This is a genomic window from Nocardioides sp. (genome assembly GCF_035503875.1).
Lineage (GTDB): Bacteria > Actinomycetota > Actinomycetes > Propionibacteriales > Nocardioidaceae > Nocardioides.
Genome location: NZ_DATJTA010000059.1, coordinates 50,358 through 69,105, shown reverse-complemented (window position 1 = coordinate 69,105; position 18,748 = coordinate 50,358). Strand labels below are relative to the sequence as shown.

At 72.3% G+C, this 18,748-nt stretch carries 21 protein-coding genes; 11 read left to right on the top strand and 10 right to left on the bottom strand.

What is annotated here, in order from left to right; all coding sequences use genetic code 11:
* The first annotated feature begins 397 nt into the window (after positions 1 to 397).
* Together VMF51_RS14570 and VMF51_RS14565 are read left to right on the top strand one after the other, a co-directional pair.
* Positions 398 to 1,108, top strand: a complete 711-nt coding sequence (locus VMF51_RS14570) for a response regulator transcription factor (RefSeq protein WP_325475170.1) — start codon at positions 398 to 400, stop codon at positions 1,106 to 1,108.
* A gap of 4 nt (positions 1,109 to 1,112) precedes the next feature.
* On the top strand, positions 1,113 to 2,525 hold the full coding sequence (locus VMF51_RS14565; RefSeq protein WP_325475168.1) for a sensor histidine kinase: 1,413 nt from the start codon (positions 1,113 to 1,115) through the stop codon (positions 2,523 to 2,525).
* Between the two features lie 7 nt (positions 2,526 to 2,532).
* Here VMF51_RS14565 and VMF51_RS14560 read toward each other — a convergent pair whose 3' ends face one another.
* Positions 2,533 to 3,072, bottom strand: coding sequence for a M23 family metallopeptidase (locus VMF51_RS14560; protein WP_325475167.1), 540 nt, complete (start codon positions 3,070 to 3,072; stop codon positions 2,533 to 2,535).
* Between the two features lie 52 nt (positions 3,073 to 3,124).
* On the opposite strand from VMF51_RS14560, the gene VMF51_RS14555 reads away from it, so the two are divergent.
* Both VMF51_RS14555 and rocD read left to right on the top strand, forming a co-directional pair.
* Entirely contained in the window at positions 3,125 to 3,406 is a 282-nt protein-coding gene (locus VMF51_RS14555) for a hypothetical protein (protein WP_325475166.1), read from the top strand.
* A 133-nt stretch (positions 3,407 to 3,539) separates the two neighbouring features.
* On the top strand, positions 3,540 to 4,772 hold the full coding sequence (gene rocD, locus VMF51_RS14550; RefSeq protein ID WP_325475165.1) for an ornithine--oxo-acid transaminase: 1,233 nt from the start codon (positions 3,540 to 3,542) through the stop codon (positions 4,770 to 4,772).
* Here the strand turns inward: rocD and VMF51_RS14545 are convergent.
* Positions 4,759 to 5,361, bottom strand: a complete 603-nt coding sequence (locus tag VMF51_RS14545; protein WP_414689474.1) for a TetR/AcrR family transcriptional regulator — start codon at positions 5,359 to 5,361, stop codon at positions 4,759 to 4,761. The two genes, rocD and VMF51_RS14545, sit on opposite strands and share 14 nt — an antisense overlap.
* A 52-nt stretch (positions 5,362 to 5,413) precedes the next feature.
* Here VMF51_RS14545 and VMF51_RS14540 point away from each other — a divergent pair, with 52 nt between their 5' ends.
* Both VMF51_RS14540 and VMF51_RS14535 read left to right on the top strand, forming a co-directional pair.
* Positions 5,414 to 6,913, top strand: coding sequence for an NAD(P)/FAD-dependent oxidoreductase (locus VMF51_RS14540; protein WP_325475163.1), 1,500 nt, complete (start codon positions 5,414 to 5,416; stop codon positions 6,911 to 6,913).
* Positions 6,910 to 7,755: an SDR family oxidoreductase gene (locus VMF51_RS14535; RefSeq protein ID WP_325475162.1), complete on the top strand. Its 846-nt coding sequence runs from the start codon at positions 6,910 to 6,912 to the stop codon at positions 7,753 to 7,755. Before VMF51_RS14540 ends, VMF51_RS14535 begins: the two co-directional genes overlap by 4 nt.
* 142 nt (positions 7,756 to 7,897) lie before the next feature.
* Here VMF51_RS14535 and VMF51_RS14530 read toward each other — a convergent pair whose 3' ends face one another.
* Positions 7,898 to 8,035 carry a hypothetical protein gene (locus tag VMF51_RS14530; RefSeq protein ID WP_325475161.1) on the bottom strand — a complete coding sequence of 46 codons (138 nt, stop codon included), beginning with the start codon at positions 8,033 to 8,035 and terminating at the stop codon, positions 7,898 to 7,900.
* 30 nt (positions 8,036 to 8,065) lie between these two features.
* Between VMF51_RS14530 and VMF51_RS14525 the strand changes: the two genes are divergently transcribed.
* A complete protein-coding gene (locus VMF51_RS14525) occupies positions 8,066 to 8,593 on the top strand; it encodes a DUF402 domain-containing protein (RefSeq protein ID WP_325475160.1) in 528 nt (175 codons plus the stop codon).
* Positions 8,594 to 8,611: 18 nt separating this feature from the next.
* Here the strand turns inward: VMF51_RS14525 and VMF51_RS14520 are convergent, their stop codons facing one another.
* Positions 8,612 to 9,949 carry a threonine/serine ThrE exporter family protein gene (locus VMF51_RS14520; RefSeq protein WP_325475159.1) on the bottom strand — a complete coding sequence of 446 codons (1,338 nt, stop codon included), beginning with the start codon at positions 9,947 to 9,949 and terminating at the stop codon, positions 8,612 to 8,614.
* A gap of 50 nt (positions 9,950 to 9,999) precedes the next feature.
* On the opposite strand from VMF51_RS14520, the gene VMF51_RS14515 reads away from it, so the two are divergent.
* Positions 10,000 to 11,127 (top strand): glutamate--cysteine ligase, encoded by a 1,128-nt coding sequence (locus VMF51_RS14515; protein WP_325475158.1) that lies wholly within the window; start codon positions 10,000 to 10,002, stop codon positions 11,125 to 11,127.
* A 1-nt stretch (position 11,128) separates the two neighbouring features.
* On the opposite strand, the gene VMF51_RS14510 is transcribed toward VMF51_RS14515, so the two are convergent.
* From VMF51_RS14510 to VMF51_RS14500, 3 genes are all read right to left on the bottom strand, one after another.
* Positions 11,129 to 12,220, bottom strand: a complete 1,092-nt coding sequence (locus tag VMF51_RS14510) for a DNA polymerase IV (protein ID WP_325475157.1) — start codon at positions 12,218 to 12,220, stop codon at positions 11,129 to 11,131.
* Positions 12,221 to 12,227: 7 nt separating this feature from the next.
* Positions 12,228 to 13,328, bottom strand: a complete 1,101-nt coding sequence (locus tag VMF51_RS14505; RefSeq protein WP_325475156.1) for an FUSC family protein — start codon at positions 13,326 to 13,328, stop codon at positions 12,228 to 12,230.
* A 100-nt stretch (positions 13,329 to 13,428) separates the two neighbouring features.
* Positions 13,429 to 13,755: a hypothetical protein gene (locus tag VMF51_RS14500; RefSeq protein ID WP_325475155.1), complete on the bottom strand. Its 327-nt coding sequence runs from the start codon at positions 13,753 to 13,755 to the stop codon at positions 13,429 to 13,431.
* A gap of 229 nt (positions 13,756 to 13,984) precedes the next feature.
* On the opposite strand from VMF51_RS14500, the gene VMF51_RS14495 reads away from it, so the two are divergent.
* Positions 13,985 to 15,382 carry a wax ester/triacylglycerol synthase family O-acyltransferase gene (locus VMF51_RS14495; protein ID WP_325475154.1) on the top strand — a complete coding sequence of 466 codons (1,398 nt, stop codon included), beginning with the start codon at positions 13,985 to 13,987 and terminating at the stop codon, positions 15,380 to 15,382.
* On the opposite strand, the gene VMF51_RS14490 is transcribed toward VMF51_RS14495, so the two are convergent.
* Complete coding sequence (locus VMF51_RS14490) at positions 15,351 to 15,593, bottom strand: helix-turn-helix transcriptional regulator (RefSeq protein WP_325475153.1); 243 nt, start codon at positions 15,591 to 15,593, stop codon at positions 15,351 to 15,353. The two genes, VMF51_RS14495 and VMF51_RS14490, sit on opposite strands and share 32 nt — an antisense overlap.
* Positions 15,593 to 16,072, bottom strand: coding sequence for a DUF2975 domain-containing protein (locus tag VMF51_RS14485; protein ID WP_325475152.1), 480 nt, complete (start codon positions 16,070 to 16,072; stop codon positions 15,593 to 15,595). The genes VMF51_RS14490 and VMF51_RS14485 overlap by 1 nt, the downstream gene beginning before the upstream one ends.
* 86 nt (positions 16,073 to 16,158) lie before the next feature.
* Between VMF51_RS14485 and VMF51_RS14480 the strand changes: the two genes are divergently transcribed.
* Complete coding sequence (locus tag VMF51_RS14480; protein ID WP_325475151.1) at positions 16,159 to 16,653, top strand: SigE family RNA polymerase sigma factor; 495 nt, start codon at positions 16,159 to 16,161, stop codon at positions 16,651 to 16,653.
* On the top strand, positions 16,650 to 17,543 hold the full coding sequence (locus VMF51_RS14475) for a hypothetical protein (RefSeq protein WP_325475150.1): 894 nt from the start codon (positions 16,650 to 16,652) through the stop codon (positions 17,541 to 17,543). Before VMF51_RS14480 ends, VMF51_RS14475 begins: the two co-directional genes overlap by 4 nt.
* On the opposite strand, the gene VMF51_RS14470 is transcribed toward VMF51_RS14475, so the two are convergent.
* Positions 17,524 to 18,723: a site-specific DNA-methyltransferase gene (locus VMF51_RS14470; RefSeq protein ID WP_325475149.1), complete on the bottom strand. Its 1,200-nt coding sequence runs from the start codon at positions 18,721 to 18,723 to the stop codon at positions 17,524 to 17,526. The two genes, VMF51_RS14475 and VMF51_RS14470, sit on opposite strands and share 20 nt — an antisense overlap.
* Positions 18,724 to 18,748: the final 25 nt, after the last annotated feature.

Below are 18,748 nucleotides of genomic sequence, written 5' to 3'. Positions count from 1 at the left end.
CTGTGGTCTTTGAAGCAGCCGCGTGCCGACAAGGGGCCGCAACCCATCGCTGCTTCCCGGCTCGCTGGGTTTCGAGGCTCAGGACTTCGTCCTTCGCACCTCAACCAGCGGCACCGACGCGTCCGGCGTACTGATCTTCCTGAGCGGTGACCACAGCGGTCGACCCGAGCCAGCCGCCAACCTGCAAGCGACCGCGACCAGGTACGACGAGGGCCGCCCGCGGTGAACCATCGGTGAGCCGACCGGAGTCCGCGGCCGCCGTACCCGACGCTGTTTCTCAGCTCGCCGGGTTTCGAGGCTCAGGACTTCGTCCTTCGCACCTCAACCAGCGACGGTCCTGAGCTCGCCACAGAGCACTCACAGGACTCTCACAGGTAGCGTCGGGATCGTGTCCGGCATGGAGCTGACCCGACCCGACGGATCACCGTTGCGCGTGCTCGTCGTCGACGACGAGGTCAACATCGCCGAGCTCATCTCGATGGCGCTGCGCTACGAGGGGTGGCAGGTCACGACCGCGCACACGGGTACCAAGGCGGTCGCGGCGGCGAAGGAGGCGCAGCCGGACGCGGTGGTGCTCGACATGATGCTGCCCGACTTCGACGGCCTCGAGGTGCTGCGCCGGATGCGTGGGGTGGACCCGGGGCTGCCCGTGGTGTTCCTGACCGCCAAGGACGCGGTCGAGGACCGGATCGCGGGACTGACCGCCGGTGGCGACGACTACGTGACCAAGCCGTTCTCCCTGGAGGAGCTGGTCGCCCGGCTGCGCGGGCTGATGCGCCGGGCCGGCGCGCGGCAGGCGGCCGAGTCGTCGGTGCTGGCCGTGGGCGACCTGACGCTCGACGAGGACAGCCACGAGGTGTTCCGGGCCGGCCAGGAGATCTTGCTGACCGCGACCGAGTTCGAGCTGCTCCGCTTCCTGATGCGCAACCCGAAGCGGGTGCTCAGCAAGGCGCAGATCCTCGACCGGGTCTGGAACTACGACTTCGGCGGCCAGGCCAACGTGGTCGAGCTCTACATCTCCTACCTGCGCAAGAAGATCGACGCGGGTCGCGAGCCGATGATCCACACCATGCGCGGGGCCGGGTACGTGCTGAAGCCGGCCTCGTGAGCGCATGGACCTCCGCCCCCGCTCCCTGACCTCGCGGCTGGTCGTCACCACGACGGCCCTCGTCGCGCTGGTCTCGATCCTGATCGGCGTCGCCACCGCGCTGGCGATGCGCTCCTACCTGTTCTCCCAGCTCGACGCCGAGGTGGAGCAGGCCAGCCGACGGGCGATGCTCGTCGAGCGGGACATGTTCGATCCGGGAGACCGTCCGGCCCCGCCGGACGGGCGCGGGCCACGCCAGACCAAGGGCTCGCTGTTCGCCTCGGACGTGACGGGCACGCTCGCCGGCGTGGTCCTGACCGACGATCCGAACGGGGAACGTGCGCTCACCACCGGAGCCCTGGACGTCCTCTCGGACCTCGACGCCGACGGGGACGCACACGCCGTGGACCTGCCCGGCTTCGGCAGCTACCGGATCGCGGTCGACGAGGGAGCCGACGGCGTCACCCGGATCAGCGGCCTGCCCACGTCCGAGGTCGACGACACGGTCACCTCGCTCATCCGCGTCGAGCTCCTCCTGACCGCCGCCGGGGTCGTGCTCGCGCTCGGCGTGGGCCTGGCCGTCGTACGCCGCCAGCTCCGCCCGCTCCGGGAGGTGGCCGCGACCGCGCACACCGTGGCCGCGCTCCCGCTGGCCGAGGGCGAGATCGACCTGGCCGAGCGGGTGCCCGAGCACCTCACCGACGAGCGGACCGAGGTCGGGCAGGTGGGCGCGGCGCTCAACACCCTGCTCGCGCACGTCGAGGACTCGCTGACGGCGCGGCACCGCAGCGAGATGCAGGTCCGCCAGTTCGTGGCGGACGCCTCCCACGAGCTGCGTACGCCGCTGGCCACGATCGCCGGCTACACCGAGCTCGCCCGCCGCCGCCCCGACGACGCGGAGGCGGGCTCGATCGCGCTCGGCAAGGTCGAGGAGGAGTCGCGGCGGATGACCGCGCTCGTCGAGGACCTGCTGCTCCTCGCGCGGCTCGACTCCGGCCGTCCCCTCGAGCGCGAGCCCGTCGACCTGACCCGGCTCCTGCTCGAGGCGGTCTCCGACGCCCGCGTCCTCGCGCCGGAGCACCACTGGCGACTGGACCTGCCCGAGGAGTCGGTCGAGGTAGTCGGCGACGAACAGCGGCTGCACCAGGTGGTGACCAACCTGCTGACCAACGCCCGCAAGTACACCCCCGCGGGCACCACCGTCACGGTCACGGCCCGTCCCGGTGGGTTCGCCGTCCACGACGACGGCCCCGGCTTCCCACCGGAGCTGGTCGACCACGCCTTCGAGCGGTTCGCCCGCGGTGACGCCTCGCGCCACCGCGAGGGCGGCGCGGGCCTGGGGCTCGCCCTCGTCCAGGCGATCGTCACCGCGCACGGCGGATCCGTATCCCTCGCCAGCAGGCCGGGCGACACGCGGGTCGCCGTACGGCTGGACTGAGGGCGACTCAGAGCTTGACGCCGTGCTCCTTCAGCACCGCGACCGGGTCGACGGCGTCCCCGCCGTCGGGGCGCACCTCGAAGTGCAGGTGCGGGCCGGTGGAGTTGCCGGTGGAGCCGACGAGGCCGATGACCTGCCCGGTGCTGACCTGGTCGGTCACGGCGACGTCGATGCGGGAGAGGTGGGCGTACCAGGTCACGTTGCCGTCGGGGTGGGTGATCTCCACCTTGTTGCCGTAGGGGCCGTCCCAGTCGGCGAAGGTGACCATCCCTGCCGTGACCGAGCGGACCTTCGTGCCGGTCGGCGCGGAGAAGTCCTGACCGGTGTGGATGGACTCCCAGTGCGGACCGGTCTCGCCGTACGTGCTCGACAGCCTGCGGTACGACGCCACCGGGAGCACCCAGGTCCCCGAGATGGGTCCCCAGCTCTCGAAGGTCTTGCGCGCCAGCACGGCCAGCTCGCGGGCGGCCCGGCGCTCCCGGCGCAGCCGCGCCCGGCGGGCCTGCGCCCGCTTCTGGGCAGCGGTCGCGACGGGCTGCGTCGCCACAGGCGCGGCCGTGGGGGAAGCAGCAGGGGCAGCCGAGGGAGCGGCCGAAGGGGTGGGAGCCGCTGACGGGGAGGGCGACGCGGACGGCGTACCCGACGGCGGGGGTGAGGACGAGGCCGACCGCGCGAACGTGCTCGGCTCGGCAGGCGGCTCGTCGGCGACCGCGACCGCGGCCGGCACGGGCTCCAGCAGCGGCACCACCACTTCGACGCCGGTCGTGAAGAAGACGCCCACGACCGCCGTGACGAGCGCCCCGCCCACCCAGCCCTGGGTCCACCAGGGCATGCCGGGATCGGGTGACGGTACGGATCCGGACGGGGAGGTCACGAGGTAGGCCTTCGGCCGGTACGGCGGAGATCTGACCGCTTCCGAGCGGGGCAATCCGGTTCTGATCGTCGGCGATCCGCGTTAGCCTGGGCCGCACAGATTGTCAGACAATCCGCACGACCGACCCGAGGAGGCGAAAGATGACGGCCACGGCCATCCCCACCCAGCACGACTCGAGCACGGAGCAGTTCCAGCGCGCAGAGGCGCGCACGGCGCACAACTACCACCCGCTGCCGGTGGTGGTGGAGCACGCGGCCGGCGCGTGGATGACCGACGTCGACGGCGCCCGCTTCCTCGACCTGCTCGCCGGCTACTCCGCCCTCAACTTCGGGCACGGCCACCCGGCCCTCCTGCAGGCCGCGCACGAGCAGCTCGACCGGCTCACGCTGACCAGCCGGGCCTTCGTGCACGACCGGTTCGCCGACTTCTGCACCGCGCTCGGCGACCTGTGCGGCAAGGACCTCGTGCTGCCGATGAACACCGGCGCGGAGGCGGTCGAGACCGCGATCAAGGTGATCCGCAAGTGGGGCTACGAGGTCAAGGGCATCGCCCCCGACCGGGCCGAGATCATCGTGGCCGCCGGCAACTTCCACGGGCGCACGACCACCATCGTGGGCTTCTCCGATGACCCCGAGGCGCGCGACCACTTCGGCCCGTTCGCCCCCGGCTTCGTGATGGTCCCGTACGGCGACCTCGCGGCCGTCGAGGCCGCGATCACCGAGCACACCGCGGGCGTCCTCATCGAGCCCATCCAGGGCGAGGGCGGCGTGGTGATCCCGCCCGACGGCTTCCTGAGCGGCCTGCGCGAGCTGTGCACGCGGCACGACGTGCTGTTCGCGGCCGACGAGATCCAGGCGGGCCTGGGCCGCACCGGCCGGACGTTCGCCTGCGACCACGAGGACGTCGTCCCCGACCTCTACCTGCTGGGCAAGGCGCTCGGCGGCGGGATCGTCCCCGTCTCCGCCGTGGTGGCCGACCGCGAGATCCTCGGCGTCCTGCGCCCCGGCCAGCACGGCTCGACCTTCGGCGGCAACCCGCTGGCCTGCGCCGTCGGCACCGCTGTCGTCGGCCTGCTCGCGACCGGCGAGCCGCAGGCCCGCGCCGCCGACCTGGGGGTCGTCCTGCGCGAGCGGCTCGAGGCGCTCGTCGGGCACGGCGTGGTCGGCGTACGCACCCGTGGCCTGTGGGCCGGCGTCGACGTCGACCCCGCGGTCGGCACCGGCCGCGCGGTCTGCGAGGCGCTGATGGCGCGCGGCGTCCTCGCCAAGGACACCCACGGATCGACCATCCGCCTCGCTCCCCCGCTGGTCGTCTCCGAGGAGGACCTGAACTGGGGTCTCGACCAACTGGCGGAGGTCGTCAGGGGCGACTGAGGGACGCCTCGATCAGCGGGCGCAGCGAGCCCGCGAGGATGCCGATCAGCTCCTCGCGGGACACCCCGTTGGGGTCGGCGCGCCAGGTCAGCACGAGCTCCTCGGTCATCGCCGACCAGCCGCGCACGACCAGCCGGGTGAGCGGGGTGTCGGGGAGGATCTCGCCCTCGGCGTCCTCGCGGAAGATCCGGTCCGTGAGCACCGAGCGCGCCTCGTCGTAGATGTCGCGGAGCGTCTCGTTGCCGCTCGCGGCCGCCTTGACCAGCGACAGGTAGCCCTCGTAGTTGGCGAGGACGTAGTCGAGGTACGCCGTCACCGAGACCAGCAGCCGCTCCTCCAGCTCGCCGTCCGCGGGCGGCACGGTCTGGGCGATCAGGTCGTCGGCCGCGCGGCGTACGACGGCCTCGCGGAACGCGTGCTTGCTGCCGAAGTAGTGGTAGAGCAGGCCGCGCGAGATCCCGGCCTCCTCGGCCAGGACGTCGATGCTCAGCTCCTCGATCGAGCGGGTCGCGAGCAGCCGGACGCCGAGGTCGAGCAGCTGGGCGCGGCGCTCGTCGGGGCTGAGCCGGGTGCGCGCGGACTGGGTCACGCCCGCCATCCTATCTATTGACAGTCGTTCAATAATGGGTACGGTCGGATCCATGCTCCCTCCGTCGCGTGTCGAACACCTGGTGGTCGGCGCCGGGTTCGCCGGCCTGTGCGCCGCGATCAAGCTGCAGGAGGACGGCGAGACCGACTTCCTCGTCCTCGAGAAGGCCGGCGACGTCGGCGGCACCTGGCGCGACAACACCTACCCCGGTGCGGCCTGCGACGTACCGAGCCAGCTCTACTCCTTCTCCTTCGCCCCGAACCCCGACTGGACCTCGTCCTTCTCGGCGCAGCCCGAGATCCACGCCTACCTCCAGCGGGTCGCGCGCGAGGCCGGCGTCCTGGACCGCTTCGTCTTCGACACCCGGCTCGAGGACGCGCGCTGGGACGACGACGCCCGCCAGTGGGTGTGTACGACGTCGCGCGGCGTCATCCGCTCCCGCACCCTGGTGGTCGGGGCCGGCGCGCTCTCCGAACCGCGGCTGCCCGACATCGACGGGCTGGCCGACTTCCGTGGCGACCTCTTCCACTCCGCGCGCTGGGACCACGCGGCCGACCTGGCCGGCAAGCGGGTGGCCGTGATCGGCACCGGCGCGTCCGCGATCCAGATCGTCCCCGAGCTGCAGCGCACCGTCGGCCACCTCGACGTCTACCAGCGCACCGCGCCGTGGGTCATCCCGCGCTCCGACCGGCGCTACTCGGCGCTCGAGCGGGCCGCGCTCCGCAAGCTGCCGGGACTGCGGCGCGCCTACCGCACGGGGATCTACTGGGCGCGCGAGTCGTACGTCCCCGCGTTCACGATCGAGCGCCGGATCGCCTGGCCGGCCCGGCAGCTGGCGCTGGCCAACATCCGTCGCGGCATCGCGGACCCGGCCCTGCGCGAACGGGTGACGCCGAGCTTCGCGCTCGGCTGCAAGCGGGTGCTGATCTCCAACACCTACTACCCGGCCCTCGCCGCCGACAACACCGAGCTCGTCACCGACGGCATCGCCCGGGTCACCGAGGACGCGATCGTCACCGCCGACGGCACCGCGCGGCCGGTCGACGCGATCGTGGTCGCCACCGGGTTCTTCACCACCGAGCTGCCGATCGCGTCGCGCATCGCCGGTCGCACCGGCCGCACGCTCGCCGAGGTCTGGGAGGAGCGCGGCATGTCGGCGTACAAGGGCACCACGGCGCCGGGCTTCCCCAACCTGTTCTTCCGGGTCGGTCCGAACACCGGCCTCGGCCACTCCAGCATGGTCTTCGTCATCGAGTCGCAGGTCGCCTACCTGCGCGCCGCGGTGCGAGCGATGCGCGAGGGCCGGTACGCCGCCGTCGAGCCGACCGAGGACGCGACCGACCGCTGGAACGACCGCCTGCAGCGCCGGATGGGACGCACGGTCTGGAGCACCGGCGGGTGCTCCAGCTGGTACCTCGACCGGCACGGCCGCAACACCACGCTCTGGCCGCGCGCGACGTTCACGATGCGCGCGCAGCTCTCGTCGTTCGACGCCGCGGCGTACCACCGGACGCCGCTCCCTACCCCGACCCGTGAGGACGTGACCGCATGAGGACCCTGGACGGCAAGGTCGTCGTGATCACCGGCGCCGGCTCCGGCATCGGCCGAGCCCTGGCGGTGGACTGCGCCGGGCGCGGCGCGCTGCTGGCGATCTCCGACGTCGACGAGGCGGGCCTCGCCGAGACCGTCGACCTGGTCAAGGCGGCGGGCGCGCGCGAGGTCCGGTCCGACCGGCTGGACGTCGCCGACCGCACCGCCATGGCGTCGTACGCCGCCGCCGTGGCCGAGCAGTTCGGCCGCGTCAACGTGATGGTCAACAACGCCGGCGTGGCCCTGGCCGGCGACTTCGTCGACCTGGAGTACGACGACATCGACTGGATCGTCGGCATCAACCTCACCGGCGTCCTCAACGGGACCAAGGAGTTCCTGCCCCACCTGATCGCCTCCGGCGACGGCCACCTGGTGAACCTGTCGTCGCTGTTCGGCCTGGTCGCGATGCCGGGCCAGAGCATCTACAACGCGACCAAGTACGCCGTCCGCGGCATGACCGAGGCGATCCGCATCGAGATGCTCGCCGGCGGCCACCCCGTCGGCGTCACCGCCGTCCACCCCGGGGGCATCAAGACCGCGATCGCGCGCAACGCGCGGGTCTCCGGCCGCGAGGACAAGGCCGCCACCGCGAACCTCTTCGACCAGAAGCTGGCCCGGATGACTCCCGAGCGCGCCGCCGCGGTCATCCTCGACCAGGGCGTGCTCGGCGGGAAGGCGCGGGTCCTCGTCGGCATCGACGCCCACCTGCTGCACCAGTTCGGCCGGGTGCTGGGCGCGCACTACCAGGACGTCGTGGCGCGGGTGTCGCGGCGGGTGATGCCGGAGAAGACCAAGATCGTCTAGGCGGGTCCGGGGCGGAGCGCGGTTGCAGCTTCATCACGGTATGTCGACCAATTGGCGGTTCCCACGGCGTGCCCGCCATGGGAGGTGCAGGTCCGTCTGCATACCGTGATGGACCTGCGCCCCCTGAAACGAGCGCGAGCGCTCAGCGCCGCCGCTTGGCCCGGGACTCCTGGAACTTCGACACGCCGGCCTTGATCTTGGCCTGGTTGTGGGGCTTGCGGGCCTCGTCGTACACCTTCTTGGCGATACCGATGGCCGCCACCTTGCGCAGGATGCTCATGGCCTAGGTGTACCCGGTAGAAAGAAACCCGTGCTCCCCCGACCAGGTGATCCGGCCCGCATCGAGCTGAGCAAGTGGGGCGACCGGCCCCACTGGGAGCTCGGCGCGACGTACCTCGGCTCCGACGAGCACGGCGACTGGCTCGGTGTCCCCGCGGGGACGCTCCACGCCCGGCCCGGACTGAGCTTCGTGTCCGAGGTCGACTCGGTGACCCTCGCCCCGCGCGACCGGCCCTGGTGCGCGACGTTCCACGCCCCGGGGATCTGGTGCACGGTGTACGTCGACATGACGACCCCGCCGTCCTGGGACGGTACGACGCTGCGCGCCGTCGACCTCGACCTCGACGTCATTCGCGGCTCGGACGGGGTGGCCTGGGTCGACGACGAGGACGAGTTCGCCGAGCACCAGATTACGCTCGGCTACCCGCCCGAGATCGTGCGGCTCGCCGAGACGAGCCGCGACGCCGTGCTGGACGACGTACGACGCGGGCAGCCGCCGTTCGACCTGGAGACGCCCCGGGCCTGGCTGGCCCGGGTCGCCGGACCCGCGCCGCGCTGAGCCTCCGGGCCGGCGCCGTCAGGAGCCGCCGCGGGGGCGGCGCCGCGAGCGCGTCATGCTGCGGGACGCGCCGACCAGCCGCGGGCCGGAGAGCCGCGACTCCATCTTGCGCGCCTCGCGTTTGAGCGGCTGGGCGACGTACTCGCCGAGGATCACGCCGGACGACAGGGCGATCGCCACGGAGGCGGCCGTGACCATCGCGAGCAGGCCGGCGGACGTCTGCTCGCCGCCCTCGGCGAGCAGGGTGAGACCTCGGTAGATCGACAGGCCCGGGAGCATCGGCACGACCGCGGACACCACGACGACCAGCGGGGGGACGCGCATCCGGCCCGCGACCGTGTAGCTCACCAGCCCGACGAACAGCGCCGCCATCGCCACCGACCAGGTGCGTCCGATGCCGGGCAGCTCGACGGACTGGGAGATGCCGATGGCGACCGCGGCGACCAGGGCGATCGGCAGCAGGATCCGCCGGGGGGCGTACGACGCGTACGCGAACGAGCCGGCGCACAGGGCCGAGCCGACCGCCAGCATGCTGGCGCTCTGCAGGTCGCCCGTGCCGGGGTCGAGCTGGGGGATCTCGACGCCCAGCACCCCGGCCAGGCTGAGCCCGCCGCTGACGCCGCCGATGATGCCGGCCGTGGCCAGCAGCGCCTCGGTGAGCCGCGCGCCGGCGGTGATGTAGAAGCCGGTCAGGGCGTCCTGGAGGGCGCCCATGAACCCGATCCCGGCCAGCAGCATCACGATGTTGGCGGTGACGACCAGCGAGACGTCCACGTCGAGCGGGGTCGAGGCGGCCGCGAGGGCGATCAGCGTCGCGACGCCGCCCCCGGCGACCTGCTGGTAGAAGGTCGGGATCCGGCGTCGGGAGATCGCCAGCTGCAGCCGGTCGATGCTCGCCGAGGCCAGGAAGGCCAGCGCGACCACCACCGGACCGCCGCCGAGCTGGATCGCCACCCCCGCGCACATCAGGCCCCAGGCGAGCGTGATGGCCCACCGCGGGCGGTCGTGGCCGGACGACGTGATCCGGGCCAGCGAGGTGCGCGCCTCCTTCAGCGTCACCTCGTCGCGCAGCACCGCCCGGATCAGGTGGTCGACCCGGGTGAGGTGCTCGTAGTCGATCACCCGCTGCCGCACCAGCCGGGTGGCGAGCAGCGGCACCTCCTCCGGGCTGTGCTGCCAGCTCATCGACAGCGACGTGAACGTGACGTCGATGTCGGCCTCGCGCAGTCCCAGGTGGTGGGCCAGTGTCTGCATGGTCGCCGTCACGTCGGCCGCACCGGCGCCCGAGGACAGCAGCACCTCCCCGATCCGGAGGCAGAAGTCCAGCCCGAGGTTGACCTCTCGCACGTCCGCCATGGGCGTGATGCTGCCAGAGGCGTCAGACACCTCTGTGGAAGGCTGGTCCCGTGCGGATCGACTTCCGGGGCTCAGCCGAACCGACGCTCGGCGTCGAGTGGGAGCTCGCCCTCGTGGACCGTCGTACCCGCGACCTCCGCAACGACGCCAGCCATCTCTTCGCCCGCGCCAAGCCCCGGCTCGCCGACCCCGAGCGGATGCACAAGGAGCTCCTGAAGAACACCGTCGAGCTGGTCACCGGCGTGTGCCACACGGTCGACGAGGCGATGACCGACCTGCGCACCACCCTGGCCGCCGCGGTCACCGCCGGCGACGAGCTCGACATCGACCTGTACGGCGCCGGCACGCATCCGTTCGCGTCCTGGACGGGGCAGCAGCTCACCGAGGGGCACCGCTACGAGGAGCTGATCAACCGCACCCAGTGGTGGGGGCGGCAGATGCTGATCTGGGGCGTGCACGTGCACGTCGGGCTGCCCGAGCGCGACCGGGTGATGCCCGTGCTCTCCGCGCTGCTGAACTGGTACCCCCACCTGCAGGCGCTCTCCGCCTCCTCCCCCATCTGGGCCGGGATCGACACCGGGTACGCCTCCAACCGGGCGCTGATGTTCCAGCAGCTCCCGACGGCAGGGCTGCCCTTCCAGTTCGCGACCTGGGACGAGTTCGAGTCCTTCGCGCAGGACCAGCTGACCACCGGCGTCATCGAGGTGCTGTCCGAGATCCGCTGGGACATCCGCCCCGCGCCGCACCTCGGCACGATCGAGAACCGGGTCTGCGACGGCGTCTCCAGCATCGACGACCTGGCCGCGCTCGTCGCGCTCGTGCACTGCCTGGTCGTCGACCTCGACAGCCGGCTCGCCGCGGGCGAGACGCTGCCGACCATGCCGCCCTGGCACGTGCAGGAGAACAAGTGGCGCGCGGCCCGCTACGGCCTGGACGCGATCGTGATCCTGGACGCCCACTCCAACGAGCGGCTGATCACCGACGACCTCGCCGACCTGGTCGTCCGGCTCGAGCCGGTGGCGGAGCGGCTCGGCTGCTCCGCCGAGCTGGCCTCGGTCGTCGAGATCCCGCGGCGGGGTGCGTCGTACCAGCGCCAGCGCGAGGTCGCCGCCCGCACCGGCGGCGACCTGGTCGCCGTGGTCGACTCTGTCGTCCGCGAGCTGCGCGCGGGGATCTGACCTACCTCGCGTAGCCGCCCTCCGGCGGCACCATCTCCAGGCGTACGCCGAGCAGCCGCACCGGCCGCTCGCGGTCACGGTCGTCGAGCCGGTCCAGCAGCGAGACGGCCGCGTCCGCGAGCACTGCCGGGTTGTTCGTCGGCGCGGGCAGGGTCAGGCTGCGGCTGACCGTGAAGAACGGCCGGAAGCGCACCTTCAGCCCGACCCGAGCGGCCGGCCGCCCCTCGCGGTCGATGTCTTCGACCACGCGCCGAGCGAGCAGCCGCACCTCGTCGGCGATCCGGTCGGCATCGACGAGGTCGTCCTGGAACGTGGTCTCGCGCCCGTGCGCCCGCGGCACCCACGGCGTCGCGTCGACCGGACTGGTGTCGGCCCCGCGGCCGAGCCGGTGGTACCACGGCCCCATCGTCGGGCCGAGCTCCGCGGCGAGTATCCGGGCGTCGGACTCGGCCAACTGGCGCACGGTCTCAATGCCGAGCGCGGCGAGCTTCTTCTCGGTCTTGCCGCCGATCCCCCACAGCGCCCGCGTGGGGCGCTCCCCCATCACCTCGAACCAGTTCTCCGCCGTCAGCCGGAACGTCCCGCGCGGCTTGCCGAGGTCCGTGGCGACCTTGGCCCGCAGCTTGGTGTCGCCGATGCCGACCGAGCAGTGCAGTCGCGTCACGGCGAGCACCTCCTCGCGGATCCGGTCGGCGAAGGCCTGCGGGTCGAGGTCGGCGTCGGGCACGCTCGCGGCGACGAAGGCCTCGTCCCAACCGAGCACCTCGACCACCACCGGAGCACCGCCCCAGGTCAGGGAGCGCAGGCAGGCCATGACCTCGGCCGAGGACGCGTCGTACGCCTCCTTGTCGACGGGCAGGAAGACCGCGTCCGGGCACTTGCGGGCGGCCAGCCGCAGCGGCATCCCGGAGCCGACGCCGTACTCGCGCGCTTCGTACGACGCCGTCGAGACGACGCCCCGCTCGGTGGGGTCTCCGCGACCGCCCACGACGACCGGCCGTCCGGCCAGCTCGGGGCGGCGCAGCAGCTCGACCGCTGCGATGAACTGGTCGAGGTCGACGTGCAGCACCCACGTCGTCGCCGGTCCGGTCATCGCGCGCTCACCGGGGCGGCGGCGGGAGCGCCTCGGTGGTCTCCCGCTGGTCGAGTCCGGTCAGCAGCAGCAGGTCGACCACGACCGATCGCAGCTGGACCAGCACCACCTCCGCCGTCATCTCCTGGGACCGCTCGACGCGCCCGCTCGCGTCCCCGATGGCGAGCAGCTCGTCGCGAGCCGCGACGGCCATCCGGTCGGCGCCGAGCTCGGCGGCGACCTTCTCGGCGGCGTCGGCCAGGTCCATCGCCAGCACGGAGTACGACGACGGCACCGGCCGCCGGTGGTACGCCGCGACCGCGACCTGCCGGACCAGCACCCGGGTGCTGCGCAAAGCCCGGTCGAGCGGGTCGACGAGGTCGGCCATCCGCCGGATGTTGCCGCGGTGGCGGACCCGGAACGGCGAGGAGGCGACCACGGCCATCCCCTCGTCGGCCGCCGCCTGCAGCTCCCGGATGAGGTGGTCGGTCGACCGGGCGTCCGCGAGGAGGTCGAGACCGTGCTGCATCTCGCCGTCGACCATCACCTCGCCCGCCGCCCGGAGCAGCTCCGCGATCTTGCGCACCACGACCGCCGCCTGCTCCCGCGGACGGCGCAGCGGTGCTGCCGGCACTACCGAGGCCGCCACCAGGGCCACCACGCCGCCGATGACCGCATCGGTCCACCGGGTGAAGGCGGCGTCCGGCTCCGGCACCAGGGTGGCGACGATGATCGACTGCACCGCGGCCTGGGTGACCAGCAGCTGGCCGCCGTCGAGCAGGAAGGCGCTCGACATCGCGAGCGCGACGATCAGGGCGATCTGCCACCCGCCGGTGCCGAGCTCCAGGACCAGCAGGTCGGCGATGAACACCCCGACCGCGACCCCCACGGTGATCTCGGCGACCCGGCGCAGCCGCTGGCCGTAGGACGTCCCGAGGGCCACCACGGCGGCGACCGGCGCGAAGAACGGCGTCGGGTGGTCGAACAGGTCCGCCGCGATCACCCACGCGACGCCTGCCGCCACCGCGCACTGGGCGATCTGCCAGCGCTTGGAGCTGAGCCGGGCGATGCGCGCCCGCATGGACAACCGGCCGCGACTCCACATCCTGTCGAACGGCCCGGCCTCCATGGACCGATCGTGCCAGAGGTGGTGGTGGGGGCTGCTGCTCGGCTCTCGGGGTTTCGAGGCTCGCTTCGCTCGCACCTCAACCAGCGTCAGTCAGCGCCGGTCACGGGTGAGCGTGCGCCCACTCGAGGGCCTGGCGGAGGTGGCCGAGGTCGCGGTACCAGGTGCGGACCTCGGTGCGGCAGCGCACGCGGGCGACGCGGGTGTCGTACTCGCCGCACTCGGCGCGGGCCTCGGAGTCGGTGGGCGGGTAGAGGGCGGAGCCGTCGTAGTAGTGGATCTCGAAGCCGTTGGCGGCGTCGCCGGTGACCTCGACGATCGTGTCGGGCGCGGGCGCCTGGGTGGTGGTGCTGCTGGCGGACAGGCTGCTGCCGAGCAGGAGCAGCAGGGCGGCTCCGGCCGCGACGGCCAGGGCGAGGAGCTTGGGCATGGGTGGACCTCCGAGAGGGTCGGTGCGCCGGCGAGTTCCGGCGTACCGACGACGCTAGGAACGGCCGGGGACGGTCGGCCGCGACCGCGGTGTGCCTGGGGAGAACCCGTGCGCGAACCGGCCCTGCGGACGGAAGAGGGCCCGTCGCCCCTTGTGGCCGACCTCACCATTGGCGATAGTCGCCATGCGTCGCCCCGCGTCCCCGACAGCCGCCAGCGAAAGGCCCTCCGTGGTCACTCCGATCGACCCCACCTCGGCCGGGTTCCTGCTCGCCGAGAACCGCAGCCAGCCCATGCACGTCGGAGGCCTGCAGCTGTTCGAGAACCCGGAGGGGGCGGGTCGGGGCTACACGCGGCGGATGTACGAGGCGATGACCGACGTGGCGGAGGTCCGCCCGCTGTTCCTCAAGCACCCGTACCGATCGCTGTCCACGGCCGGCCAGCTGGTGTGGCGCGAGGACGAGCAGTTCGACCTCGAGCACCACGTCATGCACAGCGCGCTGCCGAAGCCGGGGCGGATCCGCGAGCTCCTCGACCTCTGCGGACGGCTGCACAGCACCCGGCTGGCCTGGGAGCGGCCGCTGTGGGAGTCGACGGTGATCGAGGGGCTGCGCGACGGCCGGGTGGCGCTGTACACGAAGACGCACCACGCGCTGCTCGACGGCATCTCGGCGATGCGCCTGATGCAGAGCGTGCTCAGCACCGACCCCGACCAGCGCGACATGCCGGCGCCGTGGGGCGTCCGCCCCGAGCCGGGCGAGCGGCAGGACGCCGTCGACGACGTACCGGCCGAGCTGTTCCGCCACGCGCTCTCCACCGGCCTGGGCCTCACCGCGGAGGCGGCCGGACTGCCCGCCGCCCTGATCCGGACCCTGAACGCCGGCATCCGCAACGAGACGTCGGCGGTCTCCTTCCACGCGCCCCGCACCATCTTCAACGAGCGGATCACCGGCTCGCGGCGCTTCGCCGCGCAGGACTGGCCGATCGAGCGGCTGCGCGCGATCGGCAAGGCGAGCGGCGCGACGATCAACGACGTCGTCCTGGCGATGTGCTCGGGCGCGGTGCGGCAGTACCTCCTCGAGCTCGGCGCACTCCCCCAGGCGCCGCTGGTCGCCATGGTCCCGGTCGGGCTGAACGCGAAGCAGTCGCACCTCGCCTCCGCCGACGGCGGGAATGCCATCGGGGCCGTCATGTGCAAGCTCGGCACCGACCTCGACGACCCGGCCGACCGGCTCGCGACCATCCACCGCTCCATGGACGAGGGCAAGGTCGCGCTCTCCAGCATGACCCCGCTGCAGATCGTCGCGATGAGCGCGCTCGGCCAGGCGCCGGCGATCCTGCCGCCGCTGCTGCGGATGCAGGGCATCGTGCGGTCGCCGTACAACCTGGTGATCAGCAACGTGCCCGGCCCGCGCACGACGCACTACTGGAACGGCGCCAAGATGGTCGGCACCTACCCCCTGTCGATCCCGATCAACGGGATGGCGCTCAACATCACCTGCACGTCGTACGACGGGAAGATGGGCTTCGGACTGACCGGCTGCCGACGGACGGTCCCGCACCTGCAGCGCCTGCTCGGGCACCTCGACGACGCTGTCACGGCGCTGGAGAGGGCCGCCGGGGTGTAGCGGCGTCGTCGTCGACCCACTCCAGGAGGTCGCCCGGCTGGCAGTCCAGGACCCGGCACATCGCCTCGAGGGTGCTGAACCGGACCGCCTTGGCGCGGCCGTTCTTGAGCACGGCGACATTGGCCGGGGTCAGCCCGACCTGGTCGGCGAAGTCACCCACCGACAGCTTCCGCTTCGCGAGCTGGACGTCGATGCGCACCACGATCGGCATCAGATGACCCCGTCGAGGTCGAGCCGCAGCGCCGTGGCCTGGTGGAGCAGGGCGCGCATCACGACCATCACCAGCAGTGCCACTCCGGCGGCGAGCGTCATGCCGATCAGCAGGATCGGCGTGCCGGGTTCGTCGGACCTGGCGATGACGTACGCCGCGAAGCTCGCGAACAGCGCCCAGCCGGCCGCGAGCGCCGCCACGATCCCGTCGACCCAGCGGAACGCCTCCTCGCTGAAGATCCGGTCGGCCCGCACCAGGGAGAGCAGCCGCCAGGTGCACACGACCACGACCTGCACCGCGAGGACCTCCAGGATCGACCAGACCGTCAGCGGCCAGCGCAGGTACGCCAGGTCCGGTTCCTCGCTGGCCAGGTGGGCGAACTGTCCCGGCAGGCTCACCACCTGACCGAAGACGAGTCCGACGAAGAACACCACCAGCAGGACGCGAAGCGGGAGCATGACGCGATCGAGCAGTTTCATGCATCGAATTTCGCTCGAGAACTATCGATTGTCAATAGATTCATCGTCGTGCGAACCCGCGGGGTGTCAGGAGGCGTAGCAGAGGTGTGACGAGACGCGACCGACGCGAGCCGGAGTTCACCGAGTTCTTCGGCGCGCACGCAGCGGGACTGCGGCGTACGGCGTACCTGGTCGTCCGCGACTGGCACCTCGCCGAGGACCTGACCCAGCAGGCGATGGCCAAGCTGTACGCCGCGTGGGGGCGCACCCGGCCGGCGACGCGGCTGGCCTACGCCCGCCGCATCGTGGTCAACGAGTGCCTCAGCCACCTGCGCCGCCGCCGGCCGGAGACCGCGTTCGAGACGGTGCCCGACCTGGCGGCACCGACCGCGGGCGACTCTCCGCTCGACCTCGGCCGGGCGCTCGAGCTGCTGCCGCCGCGGCAGCGGGCGATCGTCGCGCTGCGCTTCCTCGAGGACCTGCCCGTCGACGAGGTCGCGCGGGTGCTCGGCGTCGCGAGCGGCACGGTCAAGAGCCAGACGTCCCGCGCGCTCGACACACTGCGCCGTCACCTGCCCGATCTCGCCGAGGAGCTGTCATGACCGAACGCGACCTGACCACGCTGCTGCACGACCACGTCACCCACGACGAGCCGCCCACTCCCCTGCCCACGCGCGCGATCGCCGACGGCCGCCGCCGGATCCGTCGCCGCCGACTCGGTCTGGCCGGCGGGGCGCTGGCCGCGATCGCGCTCGCCGGGGCGGTCGTCGTACCGCTGCGATCCGGGGACGAGCCCCGAGAGTCCGTCATGGACCCGGCCTCCGTCGACGCCCTCGCGGAGTACGACGCCCTCCGGATGCCCGAGCTGATGGACGAGCACGTGCGCCGGGTGCTGGAACGCAGCGTGCCCGACCTGGGGCCGTCGACGTTCATCGCGCGCGACGACCAGTGGACGCCCATCCCCCGTCGGCACTGGGACAAGGCGAGTCGGCTGTCCGTCTCCTACGGATCGCGCGAGCACGAGTGGGAGGTGTCGATCAGCCACGCGCGAGGTGAGGCGGAGGGCGGCGCGGAGACCTACTGCGCGAGCGAGCTCGCCGGCGGCTTCGCCCTGGAGTGCACGGTGGAGCGCACCGACGACGGGGACGTCGTGATCAAGCAGCTGCAGGCGCTCACGCTGCACCGGACGTTCGGGAGATTGGACCCCAACATGCCCTGGGGTGTCGTCCGCGCCGAGCGGATCGCGTCGACACGGCTGGACGAGCTCTGGTTCGAGCGCCACGTCAAGGTGATCAAGTCCGCGACGTTGCTGACCTACGTCGAGGAGAGGGTCAAGGTGACCGACCGGGACCCGGAGGCGGCGCCGTTCCGGACGTCGTACGACGACCTCGTCGAGATCGGGACCGACCCGACGATGGTGATGCCGCGCCCGCCGGACGAGAACGGCTGCGGGTGGACCTGGAAGATGGAGGTCAGGTGCATCCGGCGCTGAGCTCCTGGTAGCCGCCGCCCACGGTGTCGGCCACCGCCTGCAGCCGCGCCCGGGTGATGTCGGCGACGGTCGCGTAGCCGGCCACCTGGGCGTTGGAGCCGACCCGCGTGGGCTCGGCGGAGTTGATGCTGACGCAGCGGCGGGTGCCGCCGTCGGCGGCGTTCTGGAGGGCGACGGCGTGGCCCGTCGTACCGCTGCCAGCGAAGAAGTCGAGCACCCGCGCGTCGTCGGGCATCGTGCCGAGCAGCCGGCGCAGCAGGCCGGTGGGCTTGGGCGACTCGAAGACGTGGCCGACGATCTGCTTCAGCTCAGCGACCGCCGTGTCGGTCGAGCCCACCTCGGCGGCGAGCCAGATGGTGGTGAGCTTCTTGCGGCGGCCGCCGGTCTCGTCGCGATGCAGCCAGTCGCGCTGGAAGATGTCGACCCGCTCCCCCGCCCGGCCCTTGATCCGGCGGCAGACGAGGTCGTCGGGACGCTCGTCGATCCGGGGGCGGCTCCAGCGCCAGACCGCCGGGGTGCCGTCGCCGAAGACCGGTGCGACCTCCACCGCGGCGCCGAAGGGCTCTCCTCGAACCTCACCCGTCTCGGGGTCGCCCCAGACGCTGAAGTGGAGGGTCGGGGCGGTGACGGGGTTGAACTTCTTGTTGGTGTTGCGCAGCGGGAGGTGGCGGAACCGCCGGCCGTCCGGGGCGGTCTGCGGGAAGTCCCGCTCGTCGACGGTCTCGGCGCTGCTGGCGTCGAGCACGCAGCGGCGGGCGTCCTTCGCGTAGACGAGGAGGTACTCGTGACTGGTCGCGAACCCCTTCCCCAGCTGGCGTCCCTTGGGGTTGAGGTTGACGACGACCTGGGCCAGCCGCTGCCCCTCGCCGTACACCTCGTCCATGAGCAGGCGCAGGTGGGCGGCCTCGTTGTCGTCGATGCTGACTGCGATCGCGCCGGTGTCCGCGAGCAGCTCGCGGGCGTGCTCGAGCCGGGGGCGCATCATCTCCACCCAGGCCTGGTGGCGGGTCGTGGTCGCGTCGCCGCGGATGTCGTCGCGGTAGGCGAAGTCGTTGCCGGTGTTGTACGGCGGGTCGATGTAGACGAGGTCGTACGCCACCTGCTCGCCCGTGATCTGCGCCAGGCGAGGCAGCACGTCGAGGTTGTCGCCCTCGACGAACGTGTTCCACGGCTCGGCCACGCGCCGACCCTAACCGGGCGCTCCT

Bases quoted from the DNA above. Each gene is read 5' to 3' on its own strand.
- VMF51_RS14570 (WP_325475170.1), top strand. From the start codon at position 398: ATGGAGCTGACCCGACCCGACGGATCACCGTTGCGCGTGCTCGTCGTC.
- VMF51_RS14505 (WP_325475156.1), bottom strand. From the start codon at position 13,328: ATGGAGGCCGGGCCGTTCGACAGGATGTGGAGTCGCGGCCGGTTGTCC.
- rocD (WP_325475165.1), top strand. From the start codon at position 3,540: ATGACGGCCACGGCCATCCCCACCCAGCACGACTCGAGCACGGAGCAG.
- VMF51_RS14520 (WP_325475159.1), bottom strand. From the start codon at position 9,949: ATGGCGGACGTGCGAGAGGTCAACCTCGGGCTGGACTTCTGCCTCCGG.
- VMF51_RS14530 (WP_325475161.1), bottom strand. From the start codon at position 8,035: ATGAGCATCCTGCGCAAGGTGGCGGCCATCGGTATCGCCAAGAAGGTG.
- VMF51_RS14535 (WP_325475162.1), top strand. From the start codon at position 6,910: ATGAGGACCCTGGACGGCAAGGTCGTCGTGATCACCGGCGCCGGCTCC.
- VMF51_RS14540 (WP_325475163.1), top strand. From the start codon at position 5,414: ATGCTCCCTCCGTCGCGTGTCGAACACCTGGTGGTCGGCGCCGGGTTC.
- VMF51_RS14565 (WP_325475168.1), top strand. From the start codon at position 1,113: ATGGACCTCCGCCCCCGCTCCCTGACCTCGCGGCTGGTCGTCACCACG.
- VMF51_RS14500 (WP_325475155.1), bottom strand. From the start codon at position 13,755: ATGCCCAAGCTCCTCGCCCTGGCCGTCGCGGCCGGAGCCGCCCTGCTG.
- VMF51_RS14490 (WP_325475153.1), bottom strand. From the start codon at position 15,593: ATGCCGATCGTGGTGCGCATCGACGTCCAGCTCGCGAAGCGGAAGCTG.
- VMF51_RS14510 (WP_325475157.1), bottom strand. From the start codon at position 12,220: ATGACCGGACCGGCGACGACGTGGGTGCTGCACGTCGACCTCGACCAG.
- VMF51_RS14485 (WP_325475152.1), bottom strand. From the start codon at position 16,072: ATGAAACTGCTCGATCGCGTCATGCTCCCGCTTCGCGTCCTGCTGGTG.
- VMF51_RS14475 (WP_325475150.1), top strand. From the start codon at position 16,650: ATGACCGAACGCGACCTGACCACGCTGCTGCACGACCACGTCACCCAC.